Annotated in this window: 15 protein-coding genes; 4 read left to right on the top strand and 11 right to left on the bottom strand. The window is 43.4% G+C overall.

What is annotated here, in order from left to right:
• Positions 1 to 25: 25 nt before the first annotated feature.
• The 4 genes from fghA to TW84_RS14850 all read left to right on the top strand — a co-directional run bounded on the left by fghA (position 26) and on the right by TW84_RS14850 (position 4,172).
• Positions 26 to 865: an S-formylglutathione hydrolase gene (fghA, locus tag TW84_RS14865; protein WP_045976414.1), complete on the top strand. Its 840-nt coding sequence runs from the start codon at positions 26 to 28 to the stop codon at positions 863 to 865.
• A gap of 202 nt (positions 866 to 1,067) precedes the next feature.
• Positions 1,068 to 1,469, top strand: a complete 402-nt coding sequence (locus tag TW84_RS14860) for a hypothetical protein (RefSeq protein ID WP_045976413.1) — start codon at positions 1,068 to 1,070, stop codon at positions 1,467 to 1,469.
• A gap of 121 nt (positions 1,470 to 1,590) precedes the next feature.
• On the top strand, positions 1,591 to 3,270 hold the full coding sequence (locus TW84_RS14855) for an RluA family pseudouridine synthase (RefSeq protein ID WP_045976412.1): 1,680 nt from the start codon (positions 1,591 to 1,593) through the stop codon (positions 3,268 to 3,270).
• A gap of 152 nt (positions 3,271 to 3,422) precedes the next feature.
• Positions 3,423 to 4,172, top strand: a complete 750-nt coding sequence (locus TW84_RS14850) for a substrate-binding periplasmic protein (RefSeq protein ID WP_045976411.1) — start codon at positions 3,423 to 3,425, stop codon at positions 4,170 to 4,172.
• Between the two features lie 80 nt (positions 4,173 to 4,252).
• Here TW84_RS14850 and TW84_RS14845 read toward each other — a convergent pair whose 3' ends face one another.
• The 11 genes from TW84_RS14845 to TW84_RS14795 form a co-directional block, all read right to left on the bottom strand.
• On the bottom strand, positions 4,253 to 4,693 hold the full coding sequence (locus tag TW84_RS14845; RefSeq protein WP_045976410.1) for a hypothetical protein: 441 nt from the start codon (positions 4,691 to 4,693) through the stop codon (positions 4,253 to 4,255).
• 15 nt (positions 4,694 to 4,708) lie between these two features.
• Positions 4,709 to 5,038, bottom strand: coding sequence for a hypothetical protein (locus tag TW84_RS14840; RefSeq protein ID WP_045976409.1), 330 nt, complete (start codon positions 5,036 to 5,038; stop codon positions 4,709 to 4,711).
• Positions 5,031 to 5,684: a hypothetical protein gene (locus TW84_RS14835; protein WP_045976408.1), complete on the bottom strand. Its 654-nt coding sequence runs from the start codon at positions 5,682 to 5,684 to the stop codon at positions 5,031 to 5,033. The genes TW84_RS14840 and TW84_RS14835 overlap by 8 nt, the downstream gene beginning before the upstream one ends.
• A gap of 146 nt (positions 5,685 to 5,830) precedes the next feature.
• Positions 5,831 to 7,459, bottom strand: a complete 1,629-nt coding sequence (locus TW84_RS14830) for an endonuclease (protein WP_045976407.1) — start codon at positions 7,457 to 7,459, stop codon at positions 5,831 to 5,833.
• 263 nt (positions 7,460 to 7,722) lie between these two features.
• Positions 7,723 to 8,337, bottom strand: coding sequence for a LysE family translocator (locus tag TW84_RS14825; protein WP_045976406.1), 615 nt, complete (start codon positions 8,335 to 8,337; stop codon positions 7,723 to 7,725).
• Position 8,338: 1 nt separating this feature from the next.
• Positions 8,339 to 8,785, bottom strand: coding sequence for a hypothetical protein (locus TW84_RS14820; protein WP_052707927.1), 447 nt, complete (start codon positions 8,783 to 8,785; stop codon positions 8,339 to 8,341).
• A 59-nt stretch (positions 8,786 to 8,844) separates the two neighbouring features.
• Positions 8,845 to 9,222 (bottom strand): RidA family protein, encoded by a 378-nt coding sequence (locus TW84_RS14815; RefSeq protein ID WP_045976495.1) that lies wholly within the window; start codon positions 9,220 to 9,222, stop codon positions 8,845 to 8,847.
• 185 nt (positions 9,223 to 9,407) lie between these two features.
• Positions 9,408 to 10,208: a hypothetical protein gene (locus TW84_RS14810; RefSeq protein WP_045976405.1), complete on the bottom strand. Its 801-nt coding sequence runs from the start codon at positions 10,206 to 10,208 to the stop codon at positions 9,408 to 9,410.
• A gap of 151 nt (positions 10,209 to 10,359) precedes the next feature.
• Positions 10,360 to 11,403: an NAD(P)H-dependent flavin oxidoreductase gene (locus TW84_RS14805; RefSeq protein WP_045976404.1), complete on the bottom strand. Its 1,044-nt coding sequence runs from the start codon at positions 11,401 to 11,403 to the stop codon at positions 10,360 to 10,362.
• A gap of 517 nt (positions 11,404 to 11,920) precedes the next feature.
• A complete protein-coding gene (locus tag TW84_RS14800) occupies positions 11,921 to 12,340 on the bottom strand; it encodes a hypothetical protein (RefSeq protein WP_157634050.1) in 420 nt (139 codons plus the stop codon).
• Complete coding sequence (locus TW84_RS14795) at positions 12,324 to 12,662, bottom strand: hypothetical protein (RefSeq protein WP_045976402.1); 339 nt, start codon at positions 12,660 to 12,662, stop codon at positions 12,324 to 12,326. The genes TW84_RS14800 and TW84_RS14795 overlap by 17 nt, the downstream gene beginning before the upstream one ends.
• Positions 12,663 to 13,506 lie beyond the last annotated feature (844 nt).

Here is a 13,506-nt window from a genome sequence, read left to right as displayed (position 1 = left end):
GGCGACTTTATCTGAGAGAATATCAATGAGTTTATCCAACATCAGTCAGAATAAAGTCGCAGGCGGTTGGCACAAGCAATACACTCATGCTTCTGCCGCGTTAAATTGCACGATGCGTTTTGCTATCTTCCTCCCACCAAATGCAAGCAAAGAGTCTCCCGCTCCCGTGTTGTATTGGTTGTCTGGGTTGACCTGTAGCGATGAGAACTTCATGCAAAAAGCGGGGGCGTTTAAAAAGGCCGCTGAACTTGGTATTGCAATCGTGGCGCCTGACACTAGTCCACGTGGTGAAGACGTTGCTGACGACGAAGGCTATGATCTGGGCAAAGGCGCGGGGTTCTACCTCAATGCGACTCAAGAGCCATGGTCTACGCACTACCATATGTACGATTACATCGCTCAAGAGCTCCCTAAGGTAATCGAAGCTAACTTCCCAATCTCTACGGTCAAAGCCATTTCTGGCCATAGCATGGGTGGGCATGGCGCGCTCACCATTGGTCTGAAAAACGCTGGGCAATTCACGTCAATTTCTGCCTTCAGTCCAATTTGTAATCCAATGCAATGCCCATGGGGTCAGAAAGCCTTCAATGCTTATTTGGGGAACGACTTTGAAAGCTGGAAAGAATATGACTCTAGCGAACTTCTCAAACTAGCCAAGTCACCTTTACCTATTCTCGTCGATCAAGGTGATGCCGATAACTTTCTTGTTGAGCAGCTAAAGCCTGAAACTCTGATAGCCACAGCGGAAACCCACGGCTCCGATTTAGAGCTACGCATGCAGACCGGGTATGACCACAGCTACTATTTCATCGCTAGTTTTATTGATGAACACCTGATGTTCCACGCGAAACACATGTTCAAATAAACACTATTCACCGAAGAAAATCCTCTCAATGCTTTCTGTTGCGGGGATTTTTCCGGTCAATTAACGAGATCGACAAACTTCGAATGCTGGCCTGTTTTGTTCAATCGATATCAATACAATAAAGTAGCGTCTCGGTCGACGGTCCGTTCCTTAGTAGGAGTTGTGGTAGACTATCCCCTCAAATTAGGTAGCGAATAACACCATGTCTAAAGCCAAACTTATAATCATCATATTCATTTCGGCTCTGAGCTTGCTCCTTGCTTACGTTTTTATCCCAACACATGTTCGCCTTGGGCAAGAGATCGTCAACCGCCCCATCGCCGAAGGCGTTCAGCTGGTCGGGTACAAAGCGACATCTAACGATCCCAAAGATGGCAAGCTCAATCATTATTTTCTGCTAGCTCAAGGGCAATCGGCAAAAGAGGCCCAGCCCTTTCTTGTTACGTCTGATCCTTTTATTCGCGTGGAAAGTGTTGTCGACAATAAACTATACATCACCATCACTGGCCGAGTAACAACCTTCAATAGCGACTTATGGATCACCAAAACGGACGGTACCGCACATCACTGGTTAATAAGCGCCAACATTAAGTACATTCGATAGTCTTTTCGTGTTTAGGCTCCAGCCCGAGTTGGGCTGAAGCCCCTTCCCTTTCATACTGGTAATCACACCCCAAATAGGTACAATCTCGCCTCCTATTTATTCGTCTCGATGGTAAGCTGACATGCATCAACCTGAAAATTTGTTTACTCCGTTCAATGCCCCCATTGATGGATATCGCTTACCCGACAAGTTTACCTTCCCGTTTTTCTATCAACCACATCCTTTATGTGAACTTGCCGCGCAAGAGTTACAGCAATACTTATCTGATCAAACTCACTGGCAGCATAACTTTGGCATCGATGGCAGCCAAAGCGGGACAGGCAAAATGTTTGGGGTACTGCTGGTAGAGTCACTTGAGGGCAAGATCGGTTACCTTTCAGCCTTTTCAGGTAAGATAGCAGACAAGAACATACTCCCAGGCTTTGTTCCACCTGTTTTCGATATGCTGGCAGAAGAGAGTTTCTTTCGGGCAGAAACCGCTGAAATCATGGCGGCGAATAAGAAGTTCAATCTATTAAAAAGCAACCCTCGCATTGCCGAGCTGACTTCTAAGATAAAACAACTCACCTCTGAGTATCAGCAGCAAGAGCAGTTACAGCGTGAGGCAATGATTGCAGGCCGAGCTGAACGCAAAGCACAACGTAAACTGGCTGAATCCTCATTCGCTGGAGAAGCACTACAAAACAGGCTTGATGAACTGGCGAAACAAAGCGTCGCGGAAAAAAACGTGCTCAAATACCTCAAGCTGGAGTGGGATGACAAAATTGCCGTTTTACAACACGAGCTAGATGAATTAAACATCAACCTGAATGCATTACAAGAGCAACGCAAAACCCTGTCTAACACGTTGCAAAATAAGCTGTTTGATAACTACCGCTTTCTAAATATCAGAGGAGAAGAGAAATCCCTCAATGCGATTTTCAAACCGACCAATGCCCCTGTACCACCAGCAGGCGCGGGCGAATGTGCTGCACCAAAGCTGCTCCACTTTGCCTTTAAACATGGTTTTAAGCCGCTCGCATTAGCCGAGTTCTGGTGGGGTGTGTCGCCTAAATCAGAAGTTCGTCAGCATGGAAAGTTCTACCCTTCGTGCCAAAGTAAGTGCTTCCCCATTTTGGGTCATATGCTCGAGGGGATGGACGTTGATGACAATCCGCTCGAAGAAAACTGGGCTGAAGACAAAGAACTTGAAATCTTATTTGAAGATGAAGCCATGGTTGTCGTCAACAAGCCTTCAGGGCTACTATCAGTGCCCGGAAAAACCATCAAGGACTCCGCATACACACGCTTGCAACAGCGCTACCCAGATGTTGAAGGCCCCTTCGTGATTCACCGTCTGGATATGGCGACATCAGGACTGCTGGTTTTTGCTCTGACAAAGCGCGCGAACAAGAGCCTACAGAAACAATTCATTTCACGCTCAGTGCAAAAGCGCTATATGGCGCTGCTTGAAGGAGCAGTCAGCCAAACCAGTGGCCAAATAACGTTGCCAATGCGTGGCGATCCTGATGATCGCCCTAGACAGCTCATCTGCTTTGAGCATGGGAAACCTGCCGAAACTTATTGGGAACTAATTGAAACACGAGATAATCGCTCCAAGCTGTACCTTTACCCAAAAACTGGTCGCACCCATCAGCTCAGAGTTCACTGCGCTCATCATCTCGGGCTTAATTTGCCTATGGTTGGCGATGGTCTCTATGGCCAACGTGCCGATAGATTGCACTTACACGCACAACGATTAAAGATCGAACATCCTTACACTAAACAACCCATGACTTTCGAAGCGGACAGCGAATTCTAACCCTGATAAAGCACCGATAAACGGTGCTTTTTGATTCACTACATGACGGTTTCTAGTCGAATATCGCCTCAATCGCCCTTAAACTTTTTGGTGATATCCTTATCAGCAACTATTCTTTTATTGAATCTATTTGCATGTTTAAGGAAGAAAAAATGCGCAGCTTAACCAAAACCTTTTTGTCTCTGGCCGTTTCTCTGCTCTTTGCCACCCTAGCTCAAGCTAACACCGTCAAACTTGCCAACGGTGAATGGGCGCCGTACATGTCCAAATCACTTAAAAATGGAGGCTTCATGACTCAGATTGTCAAAGAAGCCTTTGAAGCAGAAGGCTATCAAGTTGAGTTTACTTATATGCCATGGAAGCGAGGCTTCGAAGAATCCAAAGCAGGAAGTTTTGATGGTTCACTGATATGGGGTAAAAACCCTGACAGAGAACAGTTTTTCCATTTTACCGACTCCGTTATCACATTAAGTACCGGATTATTCCAACAAAAAAGTAAACCAGTAAACTGGAGTAAGAAAGAAGACCTCAAGGACTTCAAAATCGGCGGTGTCACTGGGTATGCCTATGGGGTCGAAGATATGGAAAAAACTGGGCAAATCAACATACAACGTATCGCTAGTGCCGAAAACAACTATAAAAAACTCAGCGCTGGCCGTCTCGACATCGTGTTGGAAGATATGGATGTGGGGATGGAGCTCATCAACAAACTCAATTTAGCCGACAAAATAGAGCCCAATGAGAAAACGCTGTCTGCGAGAGATTATTTCGTGATCATTTCCAAAAAATCACCTCGTGCGCAAGAGCTGGTCGATGCCTTCAACCGAGGACTGGCGAAACTCAAAGCGGAAGGAAAACTGGATGCGTATCGGGAAGCGTCGATTCGCGGCGAGTACAAATAACGCCTGTTGACTAGGCCAACGATGTTATATCAATAAAGGGATGGCAAATGCCATCCCTTTTTTGACTCATTCAATATCTATTAAGCCGTCTTTCGGGTCCAAAGATAGGCACCAACGAAATAGCACAGAATCGTTGCTACGGATAAACCAAAGTTCTCAACAGTGGAAACTAGATCAGCGTTTAAAAATGCCGATATGCTCGTCACGATAACCGCCGAAATCGCTACATTCCTATAGATGTTAACTCGAGACGTTTTGGCACAGTAATAACCTGCATAGCAAGATATCAAGCCAGCCAAGACTAAAAGTACCCACTGGACAGGAGATTGATAATCAAATTGAAACAGTACAGCTGCAAGCTGGTTGGCATCCCCACCAGTTTTGACTAAATAACCGGCGAATCCCAAAATAGCAACAAATGCTAGTACAGTTGTCCCGATAATATCAATTAGGACAGAAACAATAATGGCCTTTACTGGCTTACCTTTTGGTTCATCTCTATTTAGGAGAGTATTTTCCATCGAGCTTTGGTTCCTTTATTTGTTTGATAATTCGTTGTTACTTTTTTTAACCCACTTCTCACCATCTGAATCAGTGAGATAGCCGTTTCTTATTTTCCCTTGGGTAAGCCATTTTCCGTCAACATAGAGATTGATAGTGCTTAGTTTGACCTTATATGTCCCAACTGTTAACACTCCCTTTTGGAAAAGCTCAAATGAGCTATCTTCACGAAGTAAAATGTAATGCCCATCTTCTTCGGTATATTCATATTGGCCTTGATAGTCATAATCCCGGGTGGATTGACATCCCAACAGCCCAATTACACATAGAAATAGTAAACTTAATTTCAATAAACGCTTAGTCATTCGCTTCTCTCTCTTCAAGTACTTTCGTATAGACACGGAAATGGAAAATGCTGCTAAAAATCAACCCAGTCAAAGAAAGGACTTCTGAAAACCCTATAGAAACAAAATAAGCTATCGAATTTGATGGTTCTAATAGCGTAATCAAAACTTCCAGTATGAACAATGGTGCATTAATAGCGATACCACCTAGTATCAGTGTTAATACAACACCGGAGGTGATACTCCAACTCTCGCTCATAGACTGAAAAGTCGACCGCCTATTAAGAACAAACTCAAAGTCGGCAAAAGCATATTTCGCTATTAAATACAGTCCGGGGATGACCAACGCAATAAGACCTAAAACAATAGCAGTACCATACACGAGGTACAGAATTGAAAGTCTGAAACACTCGGTAAGCGTTACAGATAAGTCTCGAGTACCGCCGGTAACGACTGCCGCCATGTATTTAATCAATCTACAAAATGTGTAAGCATGCGCAACAATAAATACAGCCACATACATAACGAAAAACACTTGAGATTCTTGATTCAACTCATGAGCCACAGAGAGTGCAGCCATCATAAATACGAAAGGGGCAGTAATAATGAAGATTGAGCTGAAATTGTTTTTTAGGAAATAATAGCTTTCAAGCAAAAGCCTTTTCATGTGTACTGTCGTTAAAGCATAAAAATTTGGAATGCTTTATATCAAACCCATCAACAAATAACAATGTTATCGAAAAACTAGCTGCCTTTTGCTCTGTGAGCACAAACCCAAAGGCCTAACATACGTTAGGCCTTTGGGCATTTTGGTTAGTCTCCCCAGACCATGTTGACAAACTCTGGGTGGTCAACGTACGGGTTGCGGTTACCTTGGAAATTGTACACCGCGTTGTTGCGATCAATTTCCTTCTGATCGACAGGGTCATTGGCATGCCAGCGTTTTAGCATCGCTAACACCCAAGGTTCAAATACTGTCGTATTGGTACCATTAAGCACAGCGTTAGCGTTATCGCTGTTCCCTTCCCAATTAGCGATCTCGTTTTCGTAGCGCGTCGCCATGTAGAAATACGTACGGGCCAAATCACCTTTGAACGCATCAATCGGCTCAAACACCGTACCAGCGTACCCCAGGCTAGACACGGCAGAACCGACTTTTGAACCGTTCGAAGACGTGTAAGTGGCACTACCCACTTCACCGAATGGCCAGTTGCTGCGCTTTGCATTCACATAACCATCTGTGGCGTACAAGTGGTGACCATCTGAGTTCATTGGCTCCACTTTGCCGCCAAACCAACTCTTAGGGAAAGAGTGTTCGCGGTTGTAACAATCGCCCTCTTTGCGATACTGGCCACATTGGTCTGTTACTTTAGTAAATTGAATCGAATCGCTGCCAGAGATCTTCTCCGAGTAGATATCGAGAATCGTTCCATCCTTCTCATAGTAGTTATCAATATCAGCGGTTTTAACCAAATTCCAGATGGCAGAGTAGCCTTGAGAATTATGGTTATTGATGATGTTGTAGAGCGCCGTTTTCAACGCATAACCTGTCTTACCTTCGGCTGATTTATAGTAGTCACTGGAGGTTGGTGGCTCTGGATCAGGGTTACTACTACCAAGCGTAAAGGCATGCTGGGAAGCGTTGGTAAACTCTCCGCCAGAGGCCAGTGTTTGACCGTTAGACGCTAGCGTGTAAGACCCATTTCCAGAGCTACAACAGATACCATCGCCATAAGAATCAAGGATTTCAAACACATACGACCCTGATTCAACACACATCGCCTTCTCATAGCTGGCGTTGTTACCGTAGTTAGAGCCAGAGAACAACGTCTGATTATTGCTATTTTTCAGCGTCCAGCTTGTTTCAGAACCATAACTGTCAGTCGTCAGCTTGAAAGAAAGGTCATGATGACTACAAGTGGCTGGAGGTGGCGTTACTGCACCATCAAATGGCTGGAAGTTATCTATGTAGACAACCTCTGAACCTTCAAAACCAGATTCATCATAGAAGCGCAGCCCAACGTTAATGCTCTTGGTACTACTCGCCGTATACGAGTACGCAATGTCCTGCCACTGACCCGTTTGGCTAGGCACGCTGTAGTTTTGGTATCCATCCACATACAGACGGGCTTTAACATTGCCTTGAGTATGGTAAACAGACACAGAGAAGCGATACGTCTGCCCCGATACCACGTTCACAGACTGCTGAAAGTCCGTGTTGCTTTGGGTACCAGTATTGACCGTCACTTTTGCGGCACTGTTACCACTTTTGACAATGCTGGTTTCCTGTGACACCGAGATGCCACTGTCTATTGTGTTCCACCCTGTTGGAGAGGAACTGCTCCATTGTTCGAAATCACCATTAGTCATTTCAGCTAGAGCAAGCGTAGGGGTTAGAAATAGAGACGCCAATAAGACGCTTTTATTCAACGGAGAACTCATCTTGTTTCCTTTTTATTTTATAAGTCCGAAATATAGATTAAGTTTTATTCATCGAATTACTAATACCTGAGTCGCAATTTTAAGCAATAGAATCAATAAGAATTCAAGAAAGTTTAATATTCCGCTCAATTCCAACAGATTTAACAATAAAAAGAAGCGAGAGTTTAATCACAAAAAAAATGTGTAACTAACCTTTTTTAAACAGAACAATAAAACCACCTGTATAATGCAGGTGGTATTATTGTTGATGACAGGAAAAGTGGCTACTGCCTGCTTATCAATAAATTGGCCCCCGAAACAGCAAGAAAGGCAGCACATGCTCGATTAAATCGCTTCGCCATCTCAGGCCTCAAGAACCAATGTCTCAGATAGAGACCGAACAGTGCATAGAGACTGATCGCCGCCAGTTCAAGTGCTAAGAACGTCACTCCTAACGTCAAGAACTGCTGATCCACGTTCGCCGTCACATCAACAAACTGAGGCAAAAACGCGGTAAAGATTAGAATCGCTTTGGGATTTCCCGCGGCGAGCGCAAACTCTTGCTTAGCGAGCCCAAAGTGGTTGCGAGTCTTATCCAACTCTGCCACTGGGCTGGATTGAGAGCGCCAGAGGTTAAACGCAATCCATAGTAGATAGAGTGCGCCCACTAGCTTGATTGTAAAAAACAACACTTCGGAGGTATAGAGAACGATAGCCAATCCAGACGCAGCCAGTGCAATCATACAAGCAAAAGCGACAATGCGCCCCAACCCAGCGACCAATGCAGTTTTAAATCCGTAACAGCGAGCATTGTTCATCGACAACAAATTATTTGGGCCTGGCGTCATATTGAGAGCAAAGCACGTAGGGATAAACAGGGCTAATTTCAACAGTTCCATATTATGTTTGTTCCAGTTTACTCGTCCATACGCTCGACATATGTGCATAACGAGAAGGTCTAAATTGTTCTGGTTTATTCTTATTCGCCCAAAATGCCGGGCCGCCAAAGTTCTCTACTGCACGATAATACAATCTTGCGCGGCGTAAACGAAGCTTGCGAAGAAGACAGAACCCGCCCTTATGTTCGATAGTACGAATCATATTATTCAGAAAGACTCTGTCCGCTGTGTTTTTATCGTTAATATCCTTACCATGATGGTACATCCAGTCATGAATGTTGCAGCTTTCTGATACTGAGAGCCCATATAAACTTTCCGGTACTAACTTTCCTTTCCAACCAGACGTACCACATCCATTGACAATGAGTTCTCGCTCATCAGGTGTTGCCACCCAGTAGCTTTCAGGGGCATACAATTTCAAGTTTCCTCTGCTGCTCTTCTCGCTCATTTCAGATCCTTATTAAGCTTTGAATTACTTCTGATTAAGTAGGCGTTAAAGACGCAATCTTAATCACTTAACGCAACTGTGGCTTCGATCTCTATCTTCAAATCGGCATGAATCAGTTTAGAGACTTCAATCAGTGAGCAGGCGGGCAGTTGTCCGGCATAGAAAACAAAGAGCTGCTCACGAATTGCAGGGAGTAAATTGATGTCAGTGACGAAAATCGTCAGCTTAATTAAATCGCTCTTCGTACACCGCTCATGATCCAGTATCCGACCAATCTGGTTTAAGACTTCAGCACTTTGCTCCACCAAACCTCTCGTTTGTGCTTCAGTACCAAAGGCCGTCAGTCCAGAAATATATAGCGTCTTATTGTGTTTGGCCGCATGGACGTAGGGCCCTGAAATTGCGGGTAGAAAATCGTAGTTTAGTTTTTGTGTCATAAAAAGAAAATCCTGAGTGATTGGCTTAAAGGGAAAGTATGAGTACATAGGTAAACCGTCATACCTTTTGACACTCAACACGCTCAGCGTTGTGAGTTAAATCTCTAAAAATACCAACGCTATATCGCCAGCAGTTGATATAAAAAGCGCCAGAATAAGGGAGTGTCAACGTTTGGCTTAACCAGTCAGCTAAGTTTTGATCGAATTATACTGACTAACGGTTTGATCACGTCTTTATCACTCCAATATTGGCCATGGCTAAATGGGTTCCATGATGCGATCAGACTTCCAGCATTAATGGGGTGATCCTCAACGATAGCATGGTATGAATCATCGAGTTGCCTTAATGGCCAGCCAAGGACATCATCTGGATCATAGTAATTATCCCATCTGAACGAAGGATGAGGCTTAGTGAAACAGTGCCTCTCTTGCAATCCTGCATTAAACAAAGGAATGTTACACCCTGTAGTGATGAGGTTCTCACAAGTTTTTAATTTCATGAAGGATTCTTTGTTGTCACTATCAACATAATTCTCAAACATATTGAGACCATGTTCTGCGTCCCATAAATAATTTGAGATAACCTGGCAACCGAGCGAATGAGCAACAATGATCACTGGTCTGTTTTCATTCTCGCCAATATCAGCATATGCGCATTCAAGCGTTTTGAAGATTTCTTCTTGCACAGCGAGATACTTATCTTTTCGCCTGTGTGAACTGTGCTCGAGCGAACCCGCATCGCCAAACCCATAAAGAAAAAACTGCCTCAATCGTGTGGCATGTAAATCATTGCTCGGCTCTGACATCATGGCTTTCCACAGATCATCTTGTGGTTGCTGTAAAATAGGCGCGTACTGAACATTGTGAAATGACACCTTCACCCATTCAGAGCCCAGTTCCTTTTTGAGTGCTTTCTCTAGCTCATCATAATAATTTAGTTTTACCTTCCCCATTCCATGTAATGTTATTAACGCTACTTCTTTCATTAAAAGTTCCTTGTTAAAACAGCGACAAACCACAGCCAGTCAACCAGCAAGCTTGCTCACTTCTATCGCTTGCCCAGATCACGATCACGTGTGTGTGAATTTTCGTTTCTTGAGACGGAGCAGCACACTGTTGATAAAACGCCAAGTGTGTCTAGTCTGATTTGCCAGCTAGCTGCAATGTGAGATCTCTCGCTGAAATCTGTTTGCATCCTTGAGTATTTTGACCACACCATAGCGGTGAAAAGTCATCAAGACCCTGCTTTTCGGCACGGCGACGCAATTGAGATATTTCTATTGAAGCGTATGGAAACTCTGGCGCTCGCGCTGTCATACAACCCAGTTCACTCATAACGCGGTTCATAATCCCTCTGGCGGGTTTACCCGAAAAGAGGTTCGTTAACACGGTATGCGAAGACTTAGCACTCTGTATTGCCTGTTTGTGAACTTCTGATGTATTAGCTTCCGTGCACAACAGATAGGCCGTACCAAGCTGTACCGCCGACGCACCTAACTTCATGCAAGCCAATACTGAATGGCGGTCACTCATCCCACCCGCAGCAATAACGGGGACCTTGACGCGATTAACCACTTGCGATACCAGTGGTACTAGCCCCATTTGGGTCGAGATATCACTGGATAGGAACATGCCTCTGTGCCCTCCCGCTTCTACTCCTTGAGCAATAATGCCATCGACACCATGTGACTCCAGCCAAAGCGCTTCTTCTACTGTGGTAGCCGATGAGACAACTTTGGTTCCCCAGCTTTTCACACGCTGTAATAAGTGTTTGTCTGGAAGACCAAAATGAAAGCTAATGAACTCAGGTAAGAAGGGTTCAATTGCATCAGCGATATCATGGCTAAAAGGCACTCGACTGCCACTAGCAGAAGACTCCACTTGTAGTCCCAACTCGTCAAAGTAAGGCTGAAGTGTCTCTCGCCATATTATCTGGCGATCTTCATCGTAAGGCTTGGGATCATGGCAGAAAAAGTTGAGATTAAAAGGCTTACTCGTAGATGCCTTGATTAATTCCATTTCGCTGACAATATCTTCAATAGTCAGCATACCGCAAGGGAGTGAACCTAACCCACCAGCCTCACTTACCGCAATGGCAAGAGCACTCCCTTGCACTCCTGCCATAGGGGCCTGAATGATCGGCAGCTCGGTACCTAGAAGTTGTTTGAAATCTCTATTCATCGTCATCCTTTACTGAATTTGAGTTGTAAGGCCAAGCGTTGGGGTTATCTTACAAAACCTTGATGGTAAACCTTGCTGGGACAGACACTTTAGCAAGCTACTGAAAAGCATGAAATATAACAAACATAGCCATGCTCAATGAGTGTGAGGATCTCAGAATAAGCAACCGATAGCATTCGTACCGAATTGACCTTAAAAAGTGTGAAGAAATCGGGTTTGAGGGAAAGTGGGCAGGATCGATACTCTGCCTATGCGACCATTCAACGACTTGTCGTTTCTGAGGGTGGCAGTCCCTTTAGTGAAATGTTGATAGGACAAACACTTTAGTAAGCTACTGAAAAGCATGAATGATAATGAACATAGCCATGCTCAATCAGTATGAAGAAATCGGGTTTGAGGGAAAGTGGGCAGGACAGATACTCTGCCTATGCGACCATTCAACGACTTGTCGTTTCTGAGAGTGGCAGTCCCTTTAGTTGTCCTTTAGTTCTTTGATTATAGCGTCCAGCTATAGAGGTTATAAGGACTCGTAGACGTCATTGGAGACAAAGGGCATCTGTATTTGATCTTGTATTGTTAAGAGCGCTTGCCGATCGACATCAGTCGGCATCTCACCATTAAGCTCATGCAAGCCAACGTATTCGTTGAAAAACGTTTGAATGTCTTTAGACTGCTGCAAAACTGACTGCTTGAGAGCCCTAACTTGCTCGCCAATACACTGGTTATAAGCGTACTGCGCTAAGTAACTGAGCACGACTCTTTGCTGTTCCTTAGACAAATTTGACAACCATTCTGATTGTGGAAAAACGTCACCGCCTGACTTAGCCAACTCGAAACAGTGTTCTTTTTGTGTCAGCAAGGCTTTGTAGGGCTCGGTTAAACTCGGGGAGGAACACCCCACCAAAAAAACCAATGACAAGCTACAAAGCCGCTTCACTAACACACTTCCAAAATTTCTGTTCTTGACCATAAGTATATAGCTCTTCCTGCATTGCGAGGTTGTAGACTTGTTTTCTTAAAACGGGGTTTATCGACGCCATTGCATTGCCGAATTCATCCCAATGATACTCATAGATATCCTGAGCTGTATTAATAACACCCCCACCTTTGGTTCGAAATATTTCTAGGATAGGGCTAGTTATCATAAAACTCGACAAATAGTTTGCCAAATCGACTTTATAGTCGATGATTTTCAAAGTCGAACGAGAGCGTGAAGATAGCTTTAATCCTTTTATCGAGCAGTAGTTTTTAAACGGCATGGTCCTTAATCATAAAGTTCGTAGGATTATTCAAGCCAATTCAAACGAGTAGTAAATTATATTTAATTTAACAAATGTCTGTTTCACACTCTGGATCAAATAAGATACAAAATCAATTTGTAGAAAGAGTAGTAAAACCATATTCGACCAACTAGCCCTTTAAATTGTATGTTGATAGGATAAACACTTTAGTAAGCCTCTGAAAAGCATAGATATAATGAACATAGCGATGATGATTGCCCTAGTTTACTTAGTATGACAGTTAAATTACTCATCTAGAATAGTCCTTGCGATAATCACGTTTAAAACGAACTGTAGGGATAGGTTAAACAAATAATCTGATGGTAAGGTTTGCTCACTGTATTCAATTATCGGGTATCCATATTCCACAAAAACTATCATTACATAAAGGATTGCTATCACTCTTAACTGAAGCTTGGTAAATAGTGCGACCCCTTTAAATTTTGCGAACAAAGCAATTACCACAATGTAGTTTAGTAGAGGGATTATAAAGGCAATAGCCTTCTCTACAATATCTCCGTAATGGTTGTAAGAGTTCATAAATGCCGATGAGAGTACTATGAGCAAAAATAGAGCTAATGAAAATTTTTTCATAATTAAGCCTTGGATTTCAACAATAGTTATATTTAAAAATTTCAATAATTTAAATCAATAACTTATATCTAATTTAATCTAACATTATTTTCAAAAACATAAGTCACTCTCTATTAAGCATAAATAATCTTTTATTTGTTAAACTTCATCCTAGTTGAATTAAATAGTTAACCTATACATTAAAAATTTGAAACCTATTCCTTTAGTTCACAATTAAGTGAGCACAGAA

It is taken from the genome of Vibrio neptunius (genome assembly GCF_000967495.1).
In the GTDB taxonomy this organism is placed as follows: domain Bacteria; phylum Pseudomonadota; class Gammaproteobacteria; order Enterobacterales; family Vibrionaceae; genus Vibrio; species Vibrio neptunius.
This window is presented reverse-complemented; position numbering and strand designations above follow the sequence as displayed.

Coding starts and splice junctions, on each gene's coding strand:
- TW84_RS14795 (WP_045976402.1), bottom strand. CDS start 12,662: ATGCCGTTTAAAAACTACTGCTCGATAAAAGGATTAAAGCTATCTTCA.
- TW84_RS14820 (WP_052707927.1), bottom strand. CDS start 8,785: ATGAGCGAGAAGAGCAGCAGAGGAAACTTGAAATTGTATGCCCCTGAA.
- TW84_RS14850 (WP_045976411.1), top strand. CDS start 3,423: ATGCGCAGCTTAACCAAAACCTTTTTGTCTCTGGCCGTTTCTCTGCTC.
- TW84_RS14825 (WP_045976406.1), bottom strand. CDS start 8,337: ATGGAACTGTTGAAATTAGCCCTGTTTATCCCTACGTGCTTTGCTCTC.
- TW84_RS14810 (WP_045976405.1), bottom strand. CDS start 10,208: ATGAAAGAAGTAGCGTTAATAACATTACATGGAATGGGGAAGGTAAAA.
- TW84_RS14860 (WP_045976413.1), top strand. CDS start 1,068: ATGTCTAAAGCCAAACTTATAATCATCATATTCATTTCGGCTCTGAGC.
- TW84_RS14835 (WP_045976408.1), bottom strand. CDS start 5,684: ATGAAAAGGCTTTTGCTTGAAAGCTATTATTTCCTAAAAAACAATTTC.
- TW84_RS14815 (WP_045976495.1), bottom strand. CDS start 9,222: ATGACACAAAAACTAAACTACGATTTTCTACCCGCAATTTCAGGGCCC.
- TW84_RS14805 (WP_045976404.1), bottom strand. CDS start 11,403: ATGAATAGAGATTTCAAACAACTTCTAGGTACCGAGCTGCCGATCATT.
- TW84_RS14830 (WP_045976407.1), bottom strand. CDS start 7,459: ATGAGTTCTCCGTTGAATAAAAGCGTCTTATTGGCGTCTCTATTTCTA.
- TW84_RS14840 (WP_045976409.1), bottom strand. CDS start 5,038: ATGACTAAGCGTTTATTGAAATTAAGTTTACTATTTCTATGTGTAATT.
- TW84_RS14845 (WP_045976410.1), bottom strand. CDS start 4,693: ATGGAAAATACTCTCCTAAATAGAGATGAACCAAAAGGTAAGCCAGTA.
- TW84_RS14855 (WP_045976412.1), top strand. CDS start 1,591: ATGCATCAACCTGAAAATTTGTTTACTCCGTTCAATGCCCCCATTGAT.
- fghA (WP_045976414.1), top strand. CDS start 26: ATGAGTTTATCCAACATCAGTCAGAATAAAGTCGCAGGCGGTTGGCAC.